Origin of the sequence: Cognatishimia sp. (genome assembly GCF_964229375.1) — a bacterium.
Lineage (GTDB): Bacteria > Pseudomonadota > Alphaproteobacteria > Rhodobacterales > Rhodobacteraceae > Cognatishimia.
Window position 1 is genome coordinate 1 of record NZ_CAXREH010000105.1, and the last position, 20,885, is coordinate 20,885.

General features: G+C 58.0%; 23 protein-coding genes. 13 read left to right on the plus strand and 10 right to left on the minus strand.

Annotated features, from left to right (window positions below; all coding sequences use genetic code 11):
- From ACEQWH_RS08370 to ACEQWH_RS08380, 3 genes are all read left to right on the plus strand, one after another.
- The coding region (locus tag ACEQWH_RS08370) for a topoisomerase C-terminal repeat-containing protein (protein WP_370229682.1) at positions 1-1,059 on the plus strand (1,059 nt) is incomplete at its 5' end.
- 148 nt (positions 1,060-1,207) lie between these two features.
- Positions 1,208-1,912 carry a CoA transferase subunit A gene (locus tag ACEQWH_RS08375; RefSeq protein ID WP_370229685.1) on the plus strand — a complete coding sequence of 235 codons (705 nt, stop codon included), beginning with the start codon at positions 1,208-1,210 and terminating at the stop codon, positions 1,910-1,912.
- A gap of 2 nt (positions 1,913-1,914) precedes the next feature.
- Complete coding sequence (locus ACEQWH_RS08380) at positions 1,915-2,541, plus strand: 3-oxoacid CoA-transferase subunit B (protein ID WP_370229688.1); 627 nt, start codon at positions 1,915-1,917, stop codon at positions 2,539-2,541.
- A 45-nt stretch (positions 2,542-2,586) separates the two neighbouring features.
- Here the strand turns inward: ACEQWH_RS08380 and ACEQWH_RS08385 are convergent, their stop codons facing one another.
- Positions 2,587-3,222: a M23 family metallopeptidase gene (locus ACEQWH_RS08385; RefSeq protein WP_370229690.1), complete on the minus strand. Its 636-nt coding sequence runs from the start codon at positions 3,220-3,222 to the stop codon at positions 2,587-2,589.
- Between the two features lie 104 nt (positions 3,223-3,326).
- Here ACEQWH_RS08385 and ACEQWH_RS08390 point away from each other — a divergent pair, with 104 nt between their 5' ends.
- The 4 genes from ACEQWH_RS08390 (at position 3,327) to aat (ending at position 6,557) form a co-directional block, all read left to right on the plus strand.
- Positions 3,327-3,869, plus strand: coding sequence for a LuxR C-terminal-related transcriptional regulator (locus ACEQWH_RS08390; RefSeq protein ID WP_370229693.1), 543 nt, complete (start codon positions 3,327-3,329; stop codon positions 3,867-3,869).
- Positions 3,870-4,035: 166 nt separating this feature from the next.
- Positions 4,036-4,539, plus strand: a complete 504-nt coding sequence (accB, locus tag ACEQWH_RS08395) for an acetyl-CoA carboxylase biotin carboxyl carrier protein (RefSeq protein WP_370229695.1) — start codon at positions 4,036-4,038, stop codon at positions 4,537-4,539.
- 11 nt (positions 4,540-4,550) lie between these two features.
- Positions 4,551-5,900 (plus strand): acetyl-CoA carboxylase biotin carboxylase subunit, encoded by a 1,350-nt coding sequence (gene accC, locus ACEQWH_RS08400; protein WP_370229697.1) that lies wholly within the window; start codon positions 4,551-4,553, stop codon positions 5,898-5,900.
- Positions 5,901-5,909: 9 nt separating this feature from the next.
- A complete protein-coding gene (aat, locus tag ACEQWH_RS08405; protein WP_370229700.1) occupies positions 5,910-6,557 on the plus strand; it encodes a leucyl/phenylalanyl-tRNA--protein transferase in 648 nt (215 codons plus the stop codon).
- Here aat and ACEQWH_RS08410 read toward each other — a convergent pair.
- The 3 genes from ACEQWH_RS08410 to ACEQWH_RS08420 are packed head-to-tail and all read right to left on the minus strand — an operon-like array spanning position 6,500 to position 7,881.
- Complete coding sequence (locus ACEQWH_RS08410; RefSeq protein WP_370229703.1) at positions 6,500-7,039, minus strand: DUF2155 domain-containing protein; 540 nt, start codon at positions 7,037-7,039, stop codon at positions 6,500-6,502. The two genes, aat and ACEQWH_RS08410, sit on opposite strands and share 58 nt — an antisense overlap.
- The gene (gene mlaD / locus ACEQWH_RS08415) at positions 7,036-7,488 is read right to left on the minus strand and encodes an outer membrane lipid asymmetry maintenance protein MlaD (RefSeq protein ID WP_370229705.1); all 453 of its coding nucleotides are present in this window, start codon (positions 7,486-7,488) and stop codon (positions 7,036-7,038) included. Before mlaD ends, ACEQWH_RS08410 begins: the two co-directional genes overlap by 4 nt.
- Before the next feature lie 9 nt (positions 7,489-7,497).
- Positions 7,498-7,881 (minus strand): NADH:ubiquinone oxidoreductase subunit NDUFA12, encoded by a 384-nt coding sequence (locus tag ACEQWH_RS08420; protein WP_370229706.1) that lies wholly within the window; start codon positions 7,879-7,881, stop codon positions 7,498-7,500.
- Between the two features lie 336 nt (positions 7,882-8,217).
- Between ACEQWH_RS08420 and nadA the strand changes: the two genes are divergently transcribed.
- Genes nadA through nadC form a run of 3 tightly spaced genes read left to right on the plus strand, consistent with a single transcriptional unit; the run spans position 8,218 to position 11,709 of the window.
- Positions 8,218-9,285, plus strand: a complete 1,068-nt coding sequence (nadA, locus tag ACEQWH_RS08425) for a quinolinate synthase NadA (RefSeq protein WP_370229708.1) — start codon at positions 8,218-8,220, stop codon at positions 9,283-9,285.
- Positions 9,286-9,292: 7 nt separating this feature from the next.
- Positions 9,293-10,864: an L-aspartate oxidase gene (locus tag ACEQWH_RS08430; RefSeq protein ID WP_370229710.1), complete on the plus strand. Its 1,572-nt coding sequence runs from the start codon at positions 9,293-9,295 to the stop codon at positions 10,862-10,864.
- Positions 10,861-11,709 (plus strand): carboxylating nicotinate-nucleotide diphosphorylase, encoded by an 849-nt coding sequence (gene nadC / locus ACEQWH_RS08435; RefSeq protein ID WP_370229712.1) that lies wholly within the window; start codon positions 10,861-10,863, stop codon positions 11,707-11,709. The genes ACEQWH_RS08430 and nadC overlap by 4 nt, the downstream gene beginning before the upstream one ends.
- A gap of 31 nt (positions 11,710-11,740) precedes the next feature.
- Here nadC and nusB read toward each other — a convergent pair whose 3' ends face one another.
- The 4 genes from nusB to ACEQWH_RS08455 all read right to left on the minus strand — a co-directional run bounded on the left by nusB (position 11,741) and on the right by ACEQWH_RS08455 (position 14,618).
- Positions 11,741-12,214, minus strand: a complete 474-nt coding sequence (gene nusB / locus ACEQWH_RS08440; protein WP_370229714.1) for a transcription antitermination factor NusB — start codon at positions 12,212-12,214, stop codon at positions 11,741-11,743.
- Positions 12,211-12,762, minus strand: coding sequence for a 6,7-dimethyl-8-ribityllumazine synthase (locus tag ACEQWH_RS08445; RefSeq protein ID WP_370229716.1), 552 nt, complete (start codon positions 12,760-12,762; stop codon positions 12,211-12,213). The genes nusB and ACEQWH_RS08445 overlap by 4 nt, the downstream gene beginning before the upstream one ends.
- A gap of 3 nt (positions 12,763-12,765) precedes the next feature.
- Positions 12,766-13,884, minus strand: a complete 1,119-nt coding sequence (gene ribB, locus ACEQWH_RS08450; RefSeq protein ID WP_370229718.1) for a 3,4-dihydroxy-2-butanone-4-phosphate synthase — start codon at positions 13,882-13,884, stop codon at positions 12,766-12,768.
- Between the two features lie 140 nt (positions 13,885-14,024).
- A complete protein-coding gene (locus tag ACEQWH_RS08455) occupies positions 14,025-14,618 on the minus strand; it encodes a riboflavin synthase (RefSeq protein ID WP_370229721.1) in 594 nt (197 codons plus the stop codon).
- Between the two features lie 142 nt (positions 14,619-14,760).
- On the opposite strand from ACEQWH_RS08455, the gene ACEQWH_RS08460 reads away from it, so the two are divergent.
- The 3 genes from ACEQWH_RS08460 (at position 14,761) to ACEQWH_RS08470 (ending at position 19,276) form a co-directional block, all read left to right on the plus strand.
- Positions 14,761-16,050: a capsule biosynthesis protein gene (locus ACEQWH_RS08460; RefSeq protein WP_370229722.1), complete on the plus strand. Its 1,290-nt coding sequence runs from the start codon at positions 14,761-14,763 to the stop codon at positions 16,048-16,050.
- Positions 16,051-16,145: 95 nt separating this feature from the next.
- Positions 16,146-17,438: a polysaccharide biosynthesis/export family protein gene (locus ACEQWH_RS08465; RefSeq protein WP_370229724.1), complete on the plus strand. Its 1,293-nt coding sequence runs from the start codon at positions 16,146-16,148 to the stop codon at positions 17,436-17,438.
- Positions 17,384-19,276 carry a capsular polysaccharide biosynthesis protein gene (locus ACEQWH_RS08470; RefSeq protein ID WP_370229727.1) on the plus strand — a complete coding sequence of 631 codons (1,893 nt, stop codon included), beginning with the start codon at positions 17,384-17,386 and terminating at the stop codon, positions 19,274-19,276. Before ACEQWH_RS08465 ends, ACEQWH_RS08470 begins: the two co-directional genes overlap by 55 nt.
- Here ACEQWH_RS08470 and ribD read toward each other — a convergent pair.
- Together ribD and nrdR are read right to left on the minus strand one after the other, a co-directional pair.
- Positions 19,273-20,364 (minus strand): bifunctional diaminohydroxyphosphoribosylaminopyrimidine deaminase/5-amino-6-(5-phosphoribosylamino)uracil reductase RibD, encoded by a 1,092-nt coding sequence (gene ribD / locus ACEQWH_RS08475; RefSeq protein WP_370229746.1) that lies wholly within the window; start codon positions 20,362-20,364, stop codon positions 19,273-19,275. The genes ACEQWH_RS08470 and ribD overlap by 4 nt on opposite strands.
- Positions 20,364-20,831, minus strand: coding sequence for a transcriptional regulator NrdR (gene nrdR / locus ACEQWH_RS08480; protein WP_370229729.1), 468 nt, complete (start codon positions 20,829-20,831; stop codon positions 20,364-20,366). The genes ribD and nrdR overlap by 1 nt, the downstream gene beginning before the upstream one ends.
- Positions 20,832-20,885 lie beyond the last annotated feature (54 nt).

A 20,885-nucleotide genomic window follows, 5' to 3' on the forward strand; every position in this document is an offset into this window, starting at 1 on the left:
CGCCTGTTTCCAGAGGAAAAAGGCCGGATCGTTACGATCTTTTTGATGAACTTCTTCCGCAAATATGTTGGCTATGAATTCACCGCCAACCTGGAAGAAAGCCTTGATCACGTTTCAGCCGGCGATCAGGACTATAAAGAAGTGCTGGCCACGTTCTGGCGGGATTTCTCGGCTGCGATTGCAGAAACCAGCGACCTGCGGGTGTCCGAAGTTCTGGACAAGCTGGACGCAGCCCTTGCGCCACAGCTTTACCCGCCACGCGAAGACGGCTCGGATCCTCGGATCTGCCCCAAATGTGGAACTGGACAGCTACACCTGAAAACTTCACGTACCGGCGGGTTTGTGGGCTGCGGGAACTATCCGGAATGTCGCTATACGCGTCCGCTGAACGGCGATGCGGACGACGCGGGCGATGTGATCCTTGGACAGGATGACGACGAAAATGACATTCTGCTGCGCAAAGGGCGCTTTGGCCCTTATGTGCAACGCGGCGAAATCACGGAAGAGAACAAAAAGCCTGATCGCGCGTCACTGCCGCGTGGCTGGGATGCCGCAGCGATGGACCTGGAAAAGGCTCTGACTCTGTTGTCCCTGCCCCGTGCCATTGGTCTGCACCCCGAAGGAGGCGAGATCACAAGTAACTTTGGGCGTTTCGGCCCCTATGTGATGCATCAGCTGCAAGACGAGGCAAAGCCTGTTTACGCCAACCTCAAAGATCCAAACGATGTCTTTGAAATCGGTATGAACCGCGCGGTGGAATTGCTGGCCGAAAAACGTGCGAATCCCGGTCGGCGTGGGTCATCTGCGGCTGCCAAACCGTTGCGGGAACTGGGCGATCACCCGGACGGCGGCGCAATGAACATCATGGACGGACGCTACGGAGCCTACGTGAAATGGGAAAAGGTCAACGCGACCTTGCCCAAGGACGTAGAGCCCAAGGACGTCACGGTGGAAATGGCCATTGAACTGGTCAACGAAAAAGCCGCCAAGAAAGGCACGCGCAAAAAGGCTCCGGCCAAAAAGAAGGCGCCCGCCAAGAAAAAGACTGCGGACAAATAACGCATGACCAAAGCCGGGGTTACGCCCGGCTTTTTTAATGCGCCTCAACTACGGGTAGACGCCCGTAGTAATACCGGACGCCGCCCAACGCGTTGACTCACCCGCCCCCAAAATACACAACAGCTCTAAGCTATTTTGGGAGACATCCATGAAAAAAATCTATGCAAATGCGGCAGAGGCGCTGGATGGCCTCTTGCATGACGGCATGTTTATTGCCGCCGGGGGCTTTGGCCTCTGTGGCATTCCGGAACTGCTCTTGGACGCGATCAAGGACGCGGGCACCAAGGATCTGACATTCGCGTCCAACAACGCCGGTGTCGATGACTTTGGCATCGGGATTTTGCTGCAGACCAAGCAGGTCAAAAAGATGATCAGCTCGTATGTCGGTGAAAACGCAGAATTCATGCGTCAGTACCTGTCCGGCGAACTAGAGCTGGAATTCAACCCGCAAGGCACCTTGGCAGAGCGGATGCGTGCTGGCGGTGCGGGCATTCCGGGCTTTTACACGCCAACCGGTGTCGGCACTCAGATCGCTGAGGGCAAAGAAGAGAAAGAATTCAACGGCAAGCGCTATATCCTTGAAGAAGGCATCTTTGCCGATCTGGCGATTGTGAAGGCCTGGAAAGCGGATGAAACCGGCAACCTGGTGTTCCGCAAAACTGCGCGCAACTTCAACGTTCCGGCCGCCACATGTGGCAAGGTCTGTGTCGTCGAAGTCGAAGAAATCGTCCCGACTGGCTCTCTGGATCCCGACAAGATCCACCTCCCTGGCATCTATGTACACCGCATCATTCAGGGCGATCACGAAAAACGCATCGAACAGCGCACGCTACGTCCGCGCGAGGAGGCATAACAATGGCTTGGGATCGTAACCAAATGGCAGCCCGTGCAGCGCAAGAGCTGGACGATGGTATGTATGTGAACCTTGGCATCGGCATTCCGACGCTGGTGGCGAACTATGTGGGCGACAAAGACATCACCCTGCAATCCGAAAACGGCATGTTGGGCATGGGCCCCTTCCCGTTTGAGGGCGACGAAGACCCTGACCTGATCAACGCAGGTAAGCAGACGATCACTGAACTGGATCGGACCGCCTATTTTGACAGTGCGACCTCTTTTGCGATGATCCGGGGCGGCAAAATCGCAGCCGCGATCCTTGGCGCGATGGAAGTGGCCGAGAACGGTGATCTGGCAAACTGGATGATTCCGGGCAAGCTGGTCAAAGGCATGGGCGGCGCGATGGATCTGGTGGCCGGCGTTGGCCGCGTGATCGTTGTGATGGATCACACCAACAAACACGGGGTTTCCAAGGTTCTGAAATCTTGCACCCTGCCCCTGACCGGCACTGGCGTTGTTGATCGCATCATCACCAATCTGGGCGTTCTGGATGTGGTTGAAGGCGGACTGAAGATCGTTGAATGCGCCGAAGGCGTGTCCGAGGACGAGCTGCGCGCCGCGACCGAGGCGACGATCGTCGACTAATCGACACGTATAAACGCGCTTGAAAGACCCGGCACTGCGTCGGGTCTATTCGTTTACGCAGGCCACAGGATATGTGATTTTAAAGGCCTGCGCAGGTCTCCAGACATGCCTTTTTGCGAAACATGTGACACGCCCGATGCCTTTGGCCCAGAACAGATTTGGGTCCGCTGCATGGGTGCGCAGCTTGGTCCCTTTGTAAAGAACTTCAAAATGCAGATGTGGAAAACCGCCCGCTGTAAGACCGGTCGCACCCAAGGTGGCAATCTGCTGGCCTTGTTTGACCTGATCGCCAACCCGCACCAGCCGTTTCCGAAGATGCACGTAGTTGGTCTGCGCGCTGTGGCCGTTGCCGTCGGTGCCGTGATCCACCTCGATCCGGTGCCCATAGCCCGGTTCCCAATGCGATGCGATCACGCGCCCGCTTGCCACCGCAAGGACGGGCGTGCCAAGGGGCGCATGCACGTCGATGCCAAAGTGGTCCGTGACTTCGCTGCCACCGGAATAAAGCTCGGCGCGCCGGAATTGCTGTGTGATCGCATAGGCGTTTTCAGGCATCGTCACACTCAGAGGCGCGGCATAAGACCGGCCATAGCCAACCGCCCACCCGGTTTCCCTTTCTGGCGCAAAACAGGCGGAAAGTAGCAGACACAAAGCAATGACAGACAAGCGACAGAGTTTCATAGCCCCAACTTACACGTTTGGGTTGCGTGCGGTCACGGGGGCTTGGGAAAATTCTCGGCAACTGTGGCCTTGGATTGACCAGCGTTAAGGTGCATGCTTTGCCCATGAGTATTCCCGAGATCGCCTATGATCATGCGCCGATCGGCATGTGCATGTTGGACAACCGCTGTATCCACGCCGCCAACCGCGCGTTTGGCGAGATGTTTGGCGTGGCGCCACAGGACTGTTCCGGCAGATCGATTGCCGAATTCTATGCAAGCCAAGAAGACTTTGTGACCTTTGGCGAAAAAGTGCGTGCCGCGATGGAAGAGTCGGGCCGCTATCACGACGAACGCATCATGCGCCGCGCGGATGGCAGCCTGTTCTGGTGCAGGGTGCGGGGAAAATCCCTGTCGCCGGACAATCCCTTCCAAAGCGGTGTCTGGACCTTTGCCGATCTGTCAGATGAACGCCCTGTTGTAGCCCTGACGCAGCGCGAGCGGCAGGTTGCGATCCTGACCTGTCGCGGCAAGACCTCTAAGGAAATCGGACTAGAGCTGCAGCTCAGTTATCGCACCGTCGAGGAATACCGCGCGCGTCTGCTGCGCAAGTTCGGGGCGCGCAAATTAGCAGAACTGGTGGCGAAATTATCTGGCATGCCGCTCTAGTTTTTTGCACGATCTGATGCACAACACGCAAAAACAGCTGACCCAGGGTAAGAAATGCGCGTTTTTCCCCGTTCGCCGCGCTTTTCCTTGGCAATCAATTCGCATATAACCGCCCCCTAGGGAAAACGAAACAGACGCGCTTACACCGCGCATCAGAGGAAGAAATATGAGCAAGAAGACCCACGACGCTGACGTCTCCTTCATCCAAGCCCTGGCTGAATTGCTTGAGAAAAACGATCTGACCGAACTCGAAGTGATGCGCGAATATGGCGACAACGACAGTATGAATGTTCGGGTCAGCCGCCAGAAAGAAATCATCACAGCTATGGCTCCTGCGCCGGTCGCAGCAGCGCCAGTCGCAGCCGCACCTGCCCCAGCCGCAGCGCCTGCGGCCCCAGCAGCCCCTGCCGCCAGCAACGAAGATCCGGCCAGCCACCCTGGTGCGGTCACTTCTCCGATGGTTGGCACATGTTACTTGCAGCCTGAACCAGGCGCGCCGTCCTTCATCACGGTGGGCGCTCAGGTTTCCGAAGGTCAGACCATCCTGATCATCGAGGCTATGAAAACCATGAACCAGATCCCTGCGCCGAAAGCAGGCACCGTCAAGCGCATTCTGGTCGAAGACGGCGGCACCGTTGAATTTGGCGCGCCTCTGGTGATCATCGAATAAGGACGCCATCAATGTTTGATAAAATCCTTATCGCCAACCGCGGAGAGATCGCCTTGCGCGTGATCCGCGCGTGTCGCGAGATGGGCATCAAGTCTGTGGCGGTTCATTCGACCGCAGACGCCGATGCGATGCATGTGCGCATGGCAGACGAAGCGATTTGTGTGGGCCCTGCGGCTGGCACCGATAGCTATCTGAACATGGCGTCTATCGTCGCGGCCTGCGAAGTCACCGGTGCGCAGGCAATCCACCCTGGGTACGGATTTCTGTCTGAAAACGCCCGCTTTGTGGAAATCGTCGAGGATCACGGCCTGACCTTCATTGGCCCAAGCGCCAGTGACATTTCGACCATGGGCGACAAAATCACGGCAAAAGACACCGCCAAGAGACTGGGCATCCCTGTTGTGCCCGGCTCTGAAGGCGGCGTGCCGGATCTGGCCGCAGCCAAGAAGATCGGCGAAGACTTTGGTTACCCTGTCATCGTCAAGGCAACCGCTGGTGGCGGTGGCCGCGGCATGAAAGTTGCCCTGACCGCCGATGATATGGAAATCGCATTCGGCTCTGCCCGGACCGAGGCCAAAGCGGCCTTTGGCAATGACGAAGTCTATATCGAGAAATATCTGACCACGCCGCGCCACATCGAAATCCAAGTCTTTGGCGATGGTCAAGGCAATGGTGTGCATCTGGGCGAGCGTGACTGCTCGTTGCAGCGTCGCCACCAGAAGGTTTTCGAAGAGGCCCCCGGCCCCTGCATCACACCAGAAGAACGCGCGCGGATTGGTAAGATCTGTGCAGATGCGATTGGCGAAATGGGCTATCGCGGTGCCGGCACAATCGAGTTCCTCTATGAAAAGGTCGAGTTCTATTTCATCGAAATGAACACCCGCCTTCAGGTGGAACACCCTGTTACGGAAAGCATTTTCGGCGTTGATCTCGTGCGCGAACAAATTCGCGTCGCAGCGGGTCTGCCTCTGTCTTTCAAACAGGAAGACCTCGAAATCAACGGTCACTCTATCGAAGTTCGGATCAACGCGGAGACCTTCCCGGGTTTTGCGCCGCGTCCGGGAAAGATCAGCCACTATCACGCACCGGGCGGACTGGGTGTGCGGATGGATAGCGCGCTGTATGACGGCTATTCGATCCCGCCATATTACGACAGTCTGATCGGCAAGCTGATCGTGCATGGCCGTGACCGTCCCGAGGCTCTGGCCCGTCTGCATCGCGCCCTTGGCGAATTGATCGTAGACGGAGTCGAAACCACCGTGCCGCTGTTTCACGCATTGCTTGAAGAAGCGGATATCCACTCTGGTGACTATAACATTCACTGGTTGGAGAAATGGCTGGACGCCAACTACGGCGCCTAAAAAGCCTGGATGCGCCGCTCAGAGATCACCCTCGATCTGTTGATGCAGGCCTATGCTATGGGTGTCTTTCCCATGGCGGAACACAAGGACGACCCAGAGATCTTCTGGGTCGATCCTAAACACCGAGGGATCCTGCCACTTAACCGATTTCACATCTCGCGCAGCCTCGCCAAGCAGCTGCGGCGCAAGGATTATGACGTCTCGCTCAACCAGGACTTTGAAGGGGTTCTGGATGGATGTGCAGACCGCGACGATACGTGGATCAGCGACACCATCCGGCGGCTTTACATTGGGCTGCACAAGCGCAATCAGGCGCATTCCCTAGAGGTCTGGCGCGAGGGCACGTTAATCGGTGGGGTCTATGGCGTCAGCCTTGGCGCTGCGTTCTTTGGCGAAAGCATGTTTTCGCGGGCTACGGGCGGATCAAAGATCGCCCTCGCCTATTTGACGGCGCATCTGAGGGGCTGTGGATATCGTCTGTTTGACACGCAGTTCATCACGGACCATCTGGCCAGTCTGGGCGCACAGGAAATTCCACGCGCCCGGTATCAAACGATGCTGAAAGACGCCATTCACAGGCACGCAGACATTTCCGGGCATCAATTGCCGGATGTCTCATCCGTGCTGGCGTCATCTGCGGCGGCGGCGTCGACCTGACAACGCAACACCCAGACATCAAAACGGGCGTGGTCCATGGCGTTCAAGGCCGGTGAGGATGCAATCATCCAACCCTGAAACACCGGCGCAGCCGCGTTGTCATTTTCCGCGATGGTCAAAAACGCATAGGCCTCGCCTGCAGCGTTGTCATCGGGATGCCGACATTCCGTCAGGCCAATGCGCAGATAGCCAAATGCCTCGGACTGACCGTTTGCCAGCGTGATGTCGCGCACCTCTCCGGTGGTCTTGTCCAGCGCACGAAGCTCTGCGCCAAGCCCGGTGACGGCGCGAACCTCTTCGGTGATTTCCTCAAACAAGGACGCACCACGCAGAAAGACTTCGCTGTCTGTTTCAGTGATAAACGTGTCTTGCGACTCTTCCGGATCATCGAGGGATTCCACAATGATTTCCTGCGCTTGCACCGACGTCACACTCATCAAGCCAGCAAGCGCAACCCATTTTGCAAACCGCACGGGTGTCATTCGTCACCACCACCAACAAAGCGCATCAGCAGCGAAACCAGGCTGACAGCGCCTTGGGTATCAAAGATCTCTGATCCAGGTTCCAGATTGAACGGAGAGCCACCGGGCAAGACTTCGACAAAGTTGCCGCCCAACAAGCCTTCGGATGAAATCACAATGGCCGAGTCGTCAGGCAACAGAATATCGTTCTGCAAATTCACGGTTGTATTTGCGCGAAACGTCACCGGATCCAACTCGATTGCGGTTACGGTACCCACCTTGACGCCCGCAAGTCGCACATCACTGCCAACGCTCACGCCTTCGATAGACCGGAACGACGCGCTCAGCTCATAGCCCGCGCCGCCAGAGCCAAAGCTGGCAACCTGCCCCATATAGGCGGCAAATCCGATTGCAGCGGCTAGAACCAGCCCGCCAACGGCAATTTCAGTGCGTTGCGTAGATGACGACATGCCCGCCTCTTATTCCGGAGACCACGCTTCGTAGTCGCTGCGCTCGACCGGAGCCTGAGACCGGATAGATCCGGCAGGTGCATAGGCCAACATGGTGCCCGTCAGGTTTTCCTGATGCGGCTGCTCCCATGCTTTCTTTGGCAGTGGTTGTTCGCTTGGTACTTCGTCAAACGTGCGATGCAGCCAGCCGTGCCAGTCAGGACCAATACGGCTTGCTTCGGCCTCGCCGTTATAAATCACCCAGCGTTTGCTGTCGTTCTTGTTGCGGTAATAGACATTGCCCTGATCGTCCTCGCCGACTTTTTCACCCTTGCGCCAGGTAAAAATACGCGTGTTCAGTGTCTGACCGTTCCACCAGGTAACAGCGCTTAGAAGCGTGTTTACTATGCCCATTTGTGCCTCCTCAGACGTGTCAGACAAACCCTTATGGGGCTTTAAGACTGCCACGCGTGCATCGTCAATCTTTTCAAGGCCTTTGCACAGCACCCAATCGGGCAAGCCTGTTCCAAAACGCCATAAGTTCGAAAACTCTATGCCTCATTCCCTGTGAAAGGTCCAGTCTTTGAACACGTACCGGCAAGACCGCGCCTCCTTAAAATAAGGCTCCAAAAACCAGTGAAACCGGAACCATATGTTCCGTAAGCGCTAACAGGTGGGAATTCCCCCCGCTTTTCCCGTTATGACCTTTATTTCGCTGGCCTAGCATGTAACGGCATTGTAAACGCCCCCATGACACAGCCAATCGGAGCCAAACCGTTGCTTGATACACCGACGAAATTGTCTGAACACTATGATCTTGCACCGAATCCTGACCTAGCTGCCTCGATGTCTGACATCTATGGCCGTATGTCGCGTGTGGTCAGCCCTGCGGATTGGGCCATCTATGCCCCCTACGTCAAAGCGATCAACGATCTGAAACGTGAGCGCAATGCCGTGGTTCTAGCCCACAATTATATGACGCCAGAAATTTTCCACGGGATTTCTGATGTCTCAGGTGACAGCCTTCAGCTTGCGATTGAGGCCACCAAAGTGGACGCCGACGTCATCGTGCAATGCGGTGTGCATTTCATGGCCGAGACGTCTAAGATCCTCAGCCCCGAGAAAACCGTTCTGATGCCCGACATGAGCGCGGGCTGCTCTTTGGCCGAGTCTATCACCGCCAAGGGTGTCGAAGAGATGCGCGCAAAATACCCCGGCGCGCCGGTAGTGAGCTATGTAAACACAACTGCCGAGGTAAAGGCCGCGTCCGACATTTGTTGCACCAGCTCGAACGCTGTGCAGATTGTCGACGCGATGGACAGCGATACGGTCATCATGACGCCAGACCAATATCTGGCCCAGAACGTCGCCAATCAGTCCAAAAAGAAAGTCGTGTTCTGGGAAGGCTCTTGCATCGTGCACGAGCTTTACACAGCGGACGATCTGCGCGCCTATCGCGAGTATGACCCCGAGGTCAAAATCATCGCTCACCCAGAGTGCACCCCCGCCGTTGTCGCCGAGTCCGACTTTACCGGGTCCACCTCGGGCATCATCAAATGGGTGCATGACAACAAACCCAAGAAAGCCATGCTGATCACCGAGTGTTCGATGGCCTCAAACATCGCGGATGAACTGCCAGAGGTTGACTTTGCCAAACCCTGCAACATGTGCCCCTATATGAAGAAAATCTCTTTGGAAAAGGTGCTTTACGTGCTGCACACCATGGAAAACCAGGTCGAAGTCGACGCGGATGTCGCCGCCAAAGCCCGGCTTTCTGTGCAGCGGATGATCGATCTTTCCAAGCAACTGGGCCTTTAACGGACACATGCAAACCATCACAACAGATCGCGTGGTCATCGTCGGTGCAGGGCTTGGGGCCTTGTATGCGGCGCTGAAACTGGCCCCGACCCCGGTTGTGATGTTGTCGCCCGAACCTTTGGGCGAAGGGGCAAGCTCGGCCTGGGCCCAAGGCGGTGTCGCCGCGGCGATGGCGGCCCACGACAGCCCTGAATCCCACGCCAAAGACACGCTTGATGCGGGCGCTGGCACGGTCGATCCCAAGGTCGCCCATATGGTCACGCAAGAGGCACGTGACCACATTCTGGACCTGACAACCCTTGGAACGCCATTTGATCGCACCGCCGAGGGCGAATATGTGCTGTCGCGCGAGGCGGCCCACAGCTATGCCCGCGTTGTGCGCGTCAAGGGCGATCAAGCCGGGGCCGAAATTATGGCGGCCTTGATCGAAGAGGTTCGCGAAACCCCGTCAATTCAAGTGCTTGAAGGCACAATGGCCGTGTCTTTGGACACGCAGGACGGCGCTGTTGTGGGCGTCGCGATTACCGACAGCGATCAAGAGCGCTCGGACCCCGTTATGGTGCGCGGCGCGGCCTATCTTTTGGCGGGCGGAGGCTCGGGCGGACTTTATGCGCTGACGACCAACCCGCCGCGCATTCGCGGGCAAGTCATCGGCATGGCGGCCCGCGCAGGCGCTATGATCGCTGACGCAGAATTCGTGCAATTTCACCCAACCGCGATCGACGTGGGCGAAGACCCTGCCCCGCTGGCGACCGAAGCCCTGCGCGGCGAAGGCGCGATCCTGGTCGACAAAAACGGCACGCGCTTTATGCCCTCGGTGCATCCCAGCGCAGAGCTTGCCCCGCGCGACATCGTAGCCCGCGCTGTGTTTGCCCAGCATCAGGCCGGGAACCGCCCACTGCTGGACACCCGCGATGCGCTTGGGGCCAAAGTGCTGACGATGTTCCCTTCGGTGGCCGAATATTGCGCGCGCAACGGCATTGATCCTGTGCAACAGCCCATTCCTGTGGCCCCGGCGGCGCACTACCATATGGGCGGCATCGCGACTGATGCTGAAGGGCGCGCGACGCTCGGCAACCTTTGGGTCTGTGGCGAGGCCAGCTCTACGGGCCTGCATGGCTCTAACCGTCTGGCATCAAACGGATTACTCGAGGCGCTCGTCTATGCGCGTATCTGTGCCGAGGGGATCAAGCAGACGGCTACGGCAGATCGTGCGCCCGAAGTTGACATTGAATTCGCGGGGCAATCACAGGCGCCCGAGGCCACAGCGGTTGCGCGGCTGCGAGCAACAATGTCTGAGAACGTCGGCGTGCTGCGCACGGCGCTGGGGCTGACGACTGCATTGAAGACGCTTTATGAGATCGAAACACAGACCGACAACGAAAGCCTGCTGAATATGTGCGCGACCGCCACGCTGATCGCGGCGGCGGCCTTGGTGCGCGAGGAATCCCGCGGCGCGCACGCCCGTTCAGATTTTCCCGAGCCAGCGGAAGGTCCGGGCAAGCGGTCCAAAATGACATTGGCTCAGGCGCTGAAAATTCGCGCTGACGTGGTCACCCAAATCGAGGAAGCCCTATGAGTTTCGCAACAGTGCCCGACCTTATTCTAGAACCTATGGTCAAAGCCGCGTTGATGGAGGATCTGGGCAGCTATGGCGACGTCACAACCCGCGCTGTGATCCCCTCTGACACCACATATGTGGCGCGGCTGAACGCGCGTGAAGACGCGGTTGTCTCGGGTATGCAGATCGCGGCGCTTGCCTTTAGGCTGGTTGATCCTGCGCTGCAGATCCTGACCCGGGTTGCAGATGGCAAAACCGCAAACAAGGGTGAGACCTTGATGGAAATCACAGGCTCTGCCGCGTCGATCCTGTCGGCCGAGCGTGTTGCGCTGAACTATGCGGGCCGTTTGACCGGCATCGCGACCAAGACCGCTGGGTTTGTGGCCGAAGCCAAGGGCACAGATGCGCGTATCACCTGCACCCGCAAGACCACCCCAAACATGCGGCTGGCCGAGAAACTCGCGGTATTGCACGGCGGCGGGCACAATCACCGCTATTCCCTGTCAGATGCGATCCTGATCAAAGACAACCACATCGCAGCCGCAGGCGGCGTGCAACAGGTTTTAGAGGCCACCAAACGCCATGCCAGCCACATGATGGCCGTCGAAATCGAAGTCGATCGTCTGGATCAACTGGCAGAGGTGTTGGAGACCGGAGGCGCCTCGGTCGTGTTACTGGATAACATGGACAATGATCTACTGCGCAAAGCTGTAGAAATGGTTAATGGCGCTATGAAAACCGAAGCCTCTGGCAATGTAACGCTGGAGCGCATCAAATCCATCGCGGAAACCGGTGTCGACTATATCAGTTCCGGCGCGTTGACCCATTCTGCACGCACCATCGACTTGGGTCTGGATTTCTGAACCAGCGGTCAGCATAGACCGCCGATAGATCCTAGAACGCTTCGGGTTTCGCTTCGCGCGCCATATGGTCCAGCACGGCGTTCACAAACTGGCTTTCTTTGCCTTCCGGAAAGAACGCCTGCGCGACTTGCACGAACTCTACGATAACGACCTTGGGCGGTGTGTCTGTCTGAGTAAACTCGGCCCCGGCCGCCCGGAACAGCGCCCGCAGGGTGCTGTCGATGCGTCCCAACGGCCATTTGGCCACCAGCGCGCGATCTGTCATCTGGTCCACCAGCGCCTGATGGTTCACCGCCTGCTCAAGCAGCTCAGAGAACAGCGCAACGTCGCCCTCAAGCATTTCATAGTCGTCAAAGACTTCACCAAAGCGGTGATCAATGAATTCAACGCGAACCTGGTCAAAGGTCTGACCGGATTGTTCCATCTGATAAAGCGCCTGCACCGCGAACAAACGGGCGGCGGACTTCATCTTGCGTTTCTGGTTGCCTGAGAGCTCAGAGGTCATGCGGTCGGGGTATCCTTTGTCGCGCCCGCGATCTTCAACTCGTCAGTCGCCGGAATAAATCCGACTCCCTTACGCGGGCCGCCCCATTTGCGCGAAAGCGCGATAAGATGCAAGGCCGCAGCAGCAGCCCCGCCGCCTTTATTTTGATCTTTTGGGTCTGCGCGCACTTCGGCCTGTGGCCGGTTTTCGACGGTCAGAATACCGTTGCCAATCGAAAGCCCTTGCAAACCAAGCAGTTGGATCGCGCGCGAGCTGTCGTTACAGACCGTATCGTAGTGGGTGGTCTCGCCGCGGATCACACAGCCCAAAGCCACAAAGCCATCAAAATTCGCCATGCGCCCAGCCATTCCGATGGCCGTCGGGATTTCCAGCGCGCCGGGGACTTCGACAATCTCATAGGTTCCGCCACAGGCTTCGATTTCGGCAATCGCGCCTGCAACCATATTGTCCGCAATGTCCTTGTAGTAAGGAGAGACTACGATCAACAGTTTCACAGGCCGGTCGAATTCGGCCTTTGGCATGATATAGTGCTGTTCGGTTCCGGCCATGATTTACTCCACTTCGATCGGGCGGGTGTCGGTGATCTCAAGGCCATAGGCCTCAAGTCCTAGATAGACAGCCTGCGGTGAATTTGTCAGCAAAACCAGCTTGTTCAAGCCAAGCTTTGACAGGATCTGCGCGCCAATGCCGATCTGTTTGACGGTACGTGGGCCGTCCTCGTCCTCAACAAACAGGCGGTTTTTGGGCGACCGGAACAGGCAGACAACGCCCCGCCCCTCGCGGTCCACCGCCTCCATCGCAGAGCGCATTTCATCGGCACGCTTAGCGCCAAGACCCAGCATGTCTTTTTCAACCTTCAACGCATGGGTACGAACCAGCACCGGCTCGTCTGTGGTGATATCGCCTTTCACAAGGGCCACATGCTCAACACCGTGAGTCTGATCGGTGAAAATATGCATGTCCCACGCGCCGCCGAATTCGGAATCAACGACGCGACGGTCGGTCAGCTCAACCAAATTGTCATTGCGGGACCGATAGGCGATCAGGTCGCTGATGGTGCCGATTTTCAACCCGTGTTTGGCAGAGAATTCGACCAGATCCGGCAGGCGGGCCATTGTGCCGTCTTCGCGCATGATCTCACAGATTACAGAGGCCGGATAATGCCCCGCCAGTCGGCTGATGTCGCATCCCGCTTCGGTGTGCCCTGCCCGCACCAAAACGCCGCCCTTTCTGGCGCGCAAGGGAAAGACATGGCCGGGCGTTGCGATATCGGCAGGCCCGCATTGTTCGTTGATGGCCGTTGCCACCGTCAGTGCACGGTCGGCAGCAGAGATCCCGGTCGACACGCCTTCGCGTGCCTCGATCGAGACGGTAAAGGCGGTCTCGTGGCGTGAGGAATTGTGCATTGCCATCATCGGCAGACCCAATTGGTCGATCCGCTCGCTGGGCAGCGTCAGACAAATCAGGCCGCGCCCGTGGGTCGCCATAAAGTTCACCGCCTCGGCCGTGGCAAATCCAGCGGGGATCACCAGATCGCCCTCGTTCTCGCGATCCTCGTGGTCAACCAAGACGAACATACGCCCCAAACGCGCCTCTTCGATGATCTCTTCGATCGGGCTGATTGCATCCCGTAGCGATTGTTCGACGGGTCCGGGGCTCTCAAACGCCATGGGTATGCCTTTCTGTATAACCTTGCTCGGAAATATCCTGATTAGGACCGAATATCCAGTGTAACAATTTCACATTGCCGTTTCATGAAAAAGGGCCGCCCCTTGGCGACCCCCTAAATATCCTGAAACTGCACAATGACTTACGACATGTCCAGAAGGCGCGCGACGTAGCGCGCAAGCGTATCAATTTCCAAATTGATTTTGTGGCCTACCTCTACATCACCCCAGGTCGTGACCTCTTTGGTGTGCGGAATGAAGTTGATTCCAAAGTCGCACCCGTCAACCTCATTGACTGTCAGCGAGGTGCCGTTCAGTGCAACCGACCCTTTGGGTGCGATGTATTTCGCCAAAGCCTCGGGCGCGCGCAAGGTGACGCGTGTGCTGTCGCCCTCGTCCTCAACGGCGATGACCTCGGCCACGCCATCCACGTGACCGGATACAATGTGGCCACCTAACTCATCGCCCACCTTGAGGGCGCGCTCCAGGTTGACGCGCTTGCCGATGCTCCAGAAATTCTGACCGATGTTGGTTTTCTCGACGGTTTCTGCCGAAATTTCCACGTCGTACCAGTCATCCCCCAGCGCGATCACGGTCAGGCAGACACCATCGCTGGCAATCGACGCGCCCAGATCGATGGTGGACGTGTCATAAGACGTGCCGATCCGCGCGCGCAGGTCGCCGCGTTTTTCAAGTTCTAGAATGTGTCCGATATCGGTGATTATGCCTGTGAACATCGTCTCTCTCGCCCAGTGAACTGGCCTCAGACCTACCCAACTGGGACTTGGGACACAAGATGCCTTAGTTTGGCCACGAAAAACCGTTAACCTCCCTGAAAAACAAGTGCTATAAAGTCAGGTAAACAACACGAGCGCAGATATGCAGCCGAGCAGCAAAGATCGCAGCTTTCTTTTTCTACAGGGACCGCATGGGCCCTTTTTCCGCATGCTTGCGGATATGGTCAGGAAATCCGGTGCCGAAGTCTGGCGCGTTGGCTTTAACGCAGGCGATCAGGCGTTCTGGAAAGATCGCGAAAGCTATATCCCGTTTCAAAAAGATCTGTTGGACTGGCCCGCCGAATTTGCGCGGATCATTGACGAGAAATCCATCAGCGATGTCGTTCTTTATGGCGACACGCGCGGCGTTCATGCGGATGCGATCCGTTTGGCCAAAGCGCGCGGCCTGACGGTTCACATCTTTGAAGAGGGTTATATACGCCCCTTCTGGGTCACGTACGAGCGTGACGGATCCAATGGCAATTCGCGTTTGATGGACATTACGATCCCGCAGATGCAACAGGCTCTGGCTGGCGCCGATATGGAGTCGCCTATGCCCCCTGCCCATTGGGGCGACATGCGCGAACATGTCTTTTATGGCGCGCTGTATCATTGGTTCGTCATGTTCGCGAACCGCAAGTATCCGGCGTTTCAGCCGCATCGCAGCCTGAATGTTCGGCAGGAATTTGCCCTGCATTGCCTGCGGCTGCTGAAGATGCCTCGCCATGCAATCCAGCGTCGCATTGCAACCTGGCGCATCCGTCATGGCGGCTTTCCCTATCACCTGTGCTTACTGCAACTTGAGCATGACACAAGCTTTCAGGCCCATTCGCCGTTCTCCACGATGGGCGAATTCATGGAGCTGGTGGTCGAGAATTTTGCAAAAGGCGCGCCGCAGCATCATCATCTGGTCTTTAAGGCCCACCCTCTTGAGGACGGGCGCGTCAAAGTACGTAGCCTTGCCATGGACTATGCCCGCAAGTACGGCGTGGCCGATCGCGTGCATTTCGTGCGCGGCGGCAAACTGGCCAAATTGCTGAACGAAACACGCAGCGTGGTCACCGTGAATTCGACAGCCGGCCAACAGGCTTTGTGGCGCGGCATTCCGGTCAAGATTTTCGGCAAGGCCGTCTATGACCAGCCCGAGTTTATCAGCAACCTCAGCCTGCTGAACTTTTTTGCAGGAGCGACGCGCCCCGACATGACCGCCTATCGCGACTATCGGCGCTTCCTGTTGGAAACCAGCCAGATCGCCGGGGGATTCTATTCTCATCGCGGGCGCCAACAACTTCTGCGGCAGGTCGTTGACATGATGCTCGCAGAGGAAGATCCATACGCAGCTTTGCAGTCCGGACGCGCCGCGCCGAGGCAACAGTTGCGTGCGATCAGCTAACAGACACAAAGTCTAGCGCTGGATTTTATCCCAGTAATCTGGTAATTTAGCGTTAATAATTGAGGCAGAAAAACATAGGTCGAGGAGACCGAGCAGTGAAAACCCATTCCTCCCGTTGGGCGAAGTATGTCGCCGTGGTGGCGGCGTTGGCCGTTGTAACGTCATGCGGATTGCCCCGCTCTGGCCCAAACAAACGCGAGATCTTTGCCGGTTCCATCCAGCAAGACGGCGATGCATTTGTCGTGTCCGTCAACGACCGCGTGACCCGCGCGACGGCGGTCGACATGGCACTGGGCTTCTCAGATAAATTTAAGAACGCGGGCGTTCTGGGGTCTGACATCATCAGCCCCGGTGACACATTGTCACTGACGATCTGGGAAAACGTGGACAAGCCGTTGCTTGGCCCTGAAGGTCAGGTTGCCGCCGTACTTGAACAGGTTCAGGTGGACGGCTCGGGCCATATCTTTGTGCCCTATGCAGGCCGTATCCGCGCCGCGGGCAACACGCCCGAAGCGGTACGCCGGATCATCCGCACCAAACTCGAAGACCAGACGCCCGATCCTCAGGTCGAAGTCCGCCGCGTTGCCGGTGATGGCTCGACGGTCTCTATCGTGGGTGCGATCGCAGGCCAGGGCGTCTATCCGATCCAACGCCCAACGCGCACCCTGTCGGCGATGCTGGCACAGGCAGGCGGTGTGACCGTCCGCCCCGAGCTGGCGCAGGTGACTGTCACACGCGGCAAGGAAACCGGAAAAATCTGGTTCCAGGATCTTTATGACAACCCGCATCTGGACATCGCGCTGCGCGCCGGTGACCGCATTCTGGTCGAGGCCGACACCCGCGCCTTTACCGCCCTGGGCGCCACTGGAACCCAGACACGCATGACCTTTGACAATCAGGCGATCTCGGCCATCGAAGCCATCGCGCAAGTGGGCGGCCTGTCGACACGCGCGGCCGATCCGACCGGCGTCTTTGTGTTCCGCAACGAGCCTGCTGATATCGCCAATACCGTCATGGGACGCACAGATCTGATTGGCGCACAGCGTTTGGTCTATGTGCTTGATTTGACGCAACCAAACGGCATGTTCCATGCCCGCGACTTTGTGATCCGTGACGATGACACGCTCTACGTCACCGAGGCGCCGTTCACACAGTGGGATAAGACAATCTCTGCGTTGACCGGATCTGCTACACAAGTCAGCGGCCTTACCTCATTGGGTGGCTACGGGTGCTGCCACCATTTGACGAAGATCACCACGCCGGGGCCCAAAATCCCCGGCGTGTTTTTGTCTTTAGCGGCGGCTTTCTTTGGCAAAAACGTCTGCGCCGGATTATGCGGCTGGCGGGGTATCCCGTGTCCCTCGGGCGGCCGACCGAAAATGATCTGATTGGCGTCTGGGGGCAAAGTCCGACAGCGCACCGTGGCGAAGCTATGGCAGTTCGCACAGGCGCTGCGATTGTAAGAGTTGAGGATGCGTTTCTGCGCTCTCTGCATCCGGGACGCGCAGGAGAGCCCCCTCTTGGGCTGCTGATTGATCAAACCGGCGTGCATTTTGACGGGCGAAAGCCCAGCGACCTAGAGACCCTGCTGGCCACGCATCCGCTTGATGATGCGGCTCTGTTGAACCGCGCGCGCGGCGCCTTAGAGCGCCTCAAGGACGCGCATCTAACGAAATACAGCGGCTTTGAGACATCCCTGCCCCCGCCCAATCCGGGATATGTTCTGGTAGTTGATCAGACCCGCGATGATGCGGCGGTCAAGGCCTCTGGTGCCTCGGACGCAGATTTTCAGGAAATGCTGGTGATGGCGCAAGAGGAGCATCCCGGTGTTCCAGTGCTGATCAAAACACATCCCGAAACACAGCAAGGCTTCCGCGAAGGCTATTTCGGGCAAAAAGACGTCAACGAGCGCGTCACCCTTTGGGATCAACCGATCTCACCTTGGCTGCTGTTTGAGGGCGCGGTCGGAGTCTATACCATGTCGTCCCAGATGGGGTTTGAAGCGATCTTTGCAGGTCACAAGCCGCGCGTGTTCGGCCAGCCCTTCTATGCGGGATGGGGCCTGACCAACGACCAAAACGCTCCGGCGCGACGCCAGAGGGTGCTGACCAAAGCCCAATTGTTTGCAGCCGCGATGATCCTTTACCCGACATGGTACAGCCCGTTGCGCGACGAGCTGTGCGAGATCGAAGGCGTCATCGGAGTCCTAGAGGCCAAGACCCGCGCCTGGCGCGAGGACCATGCAGGTTGGACGGGATCGAACATAAGGCTCTGGAAACGCGCGCATTTTCAGAACTTCTTTGGCCGCAACAAACGCATGTCCTTTGGCCCCACTCGAACCAATCGCCGCCACATGCGCTGGGGGGCTTCAGATCAAGCAGGCACCGTGCGTGTCGAAGACGGCTTTCTACGCTCGCGCGGGTTGGGTGCAGAACTGGTGCCGCCTCTATCGTTGGTTCTGGATCAGCAAGGCATCTATTTTGACCCAAACCACCCGTCAGACCTAGAAGGCCTGATCACACGGCGCGCCAAAATGTCTCCGTCCCAAACAGACCGCGCCGAACGCATTATCTCTGCCATCACATCCGCCAATCTCAGCAAATATAATCTGGGTGGCGCACTGCCTAACTTGCCCGCAGGCCACCGGATTCTGGTACCCGGCCAAGTCGAGGATGATGCCTCGATAATTCTGGGCACCAAAGACATTCGCACCAACAAAGACCTGCTGAGGGCTGTGCGTGAGGCGCATCCTGACGCGGTTCTGATCTATAAAGAACACCCGGATGTGGTTGCCGGCCTGCGTACCGGCGCGGTGCCCGAGGCGGACCGGATTGCGGATTGCGTTCTGCGCGAGGGTGACATCTCTGCGCTGCTCTCTCAGGTGGATGAGGTTCACACAATGACCTCTCTGACGGGGTTTGAAGCGCTGTTGCGGCGTGTGCCGGTCACCACCTATGGCGCGCCGTTTTATGCGGGCTGGGGGCTGACAACAGATCTGGGCGTGGTTCCGGAACGCCGCACGGCACGGCCAACGCTTGCGGGCTTGGTGCACGCCTGCCTGATTGACTATCCCCGCTATGTCGATCCCAAAACCGGCACGCCGTGTTCGGTGGAACATGCAATCGACAGCCTTCGCTCTGGCGATATGGCGAAAACCGGGGCCGTAACGCGCATCTTGGCAAAACTTCAGGGGGTTTTTGCCAGCTATCACCACTGGTGGCGCTAGGCGCGCCTCCAGACGCTCATGATGTCCTGACCGATCCGTTCTTGGGACGCCAGTTGAAGCCGAGGTGCTTCGGCCATGGCTTGAACACCCAACGCGCCAATCGCCGGATGCCCTTCGGCCCCAAGCGCAACGCCTGCGGAAAACACGATCAATTGGTCAACAAGGTCAGCCTGCAACAGTGAGGCCGCCAGCGAGCCACCGCCTTCGCAATAGACCCGAGTCAGCCCCTGCCCGCCAAGGGCCGCCAAAAGCGCCTCTGGTGACAGCTGTGCCCCGTGCAGATCACAGGGCAACAGCACTGCACCCGCGTCGGCCCAAGCCGCGCGCCGCTCGGGATCTGCGTCGGGGCCATGCAAAAGCCAAACCGGAACATCCCGCGCCGTTTTTGCAAGAACACTATCCATGGACAGATCTAACCTGCGGCTGGCGACCACACGCACCGGCTGATGGCTGATCCCCATGTCCCGCACAGTCAAAGACGGATCATCGGCCCGCGCTGTGCCTCCACCGACCAAGACCGCGTCGTGGGATGCGCGCTGCGCATGGACGCGTCGGCGCGCGTTGGGCCCGGTGATCCATTTGCTTTCCCCCGTCGCCGTCGCAATACGCCCGTCCAGCGTCATGGCCAGTTTCAGCGTCACAAAAGGGCGGCCAACCTCGGTCTTCAGAAAGAAGCCTTTCAGATCCCACGCGGCCTCTTCTGCAAGCACGCCAACCGTCACCTCGATCCCAGCGTCCTGCAACATCTTGAGGCCCCGGCCCGACACGCGCGGGTCAGAATCCTGAACAGCAACAACCACGCGCGCCACCTGTGCGTTGATCAAAGCCTCGGCACAGGGTGGCGTTTTTCCGTAATGAGAACAAGGCTCTAGCGTGACATAAACGGTGGAACCCGCGGCAGCGTCCCCTGCCTGTGCCAAGGCCTGAGGCTCTGCATGTGGGCGTCCGCCGAGGGCAGTTGCGCCACGGCCCACAATGCGCCCGTCTTTTACGACAACGCATCCCACAGCCGGATTTGGCCAACACCGTCCCTGTCCGCGCCGCCCCAAAGTCAGGGCGAGCGCCATGTAACGTTTGTCGTCTTGGATCAATCTTCGGGCTTTACGTCTGGTCGCAGCTCAGAGACGAATTTGTCGAAATCATCCGCCGCCTGGAAGTTCTTGTAAACCGAGGCAAAGCGCACATAGGCCACGGTGTCGATGCGGGCCAGAGCCTCCATGACGATTTCGCCAATGGTTTTGGACGGAATATCCGTTTCGCCCATGCTTTCCAGACGTCGCACAATGCCGGAAATCATCTGATCAATGCGCTCTGGCTCGATCGGACGTTTCTGCAACGCGATGCGGATAGAGCGTTCAAGCTTGTCACGGTCAAAATCCTCGCGACGTCCGCTGGACTTTACCACGACCAGATCGCGCAGCTGTACACGTTCGTACGTGGTGAACCGGCCCCCACAGGCAGGACAGAAGCGACGCCGACGGATCGAGACGTGATCCTCTGCCGGGCGTGAATCTTTTACCTGGGTGTCAACATTTCCGCAAAATGGGCAGCGCATTTTGGTCCCCCAACCTTCTACTCTGTCTTTCGATTTGGGGCCATGCCCCAGTTA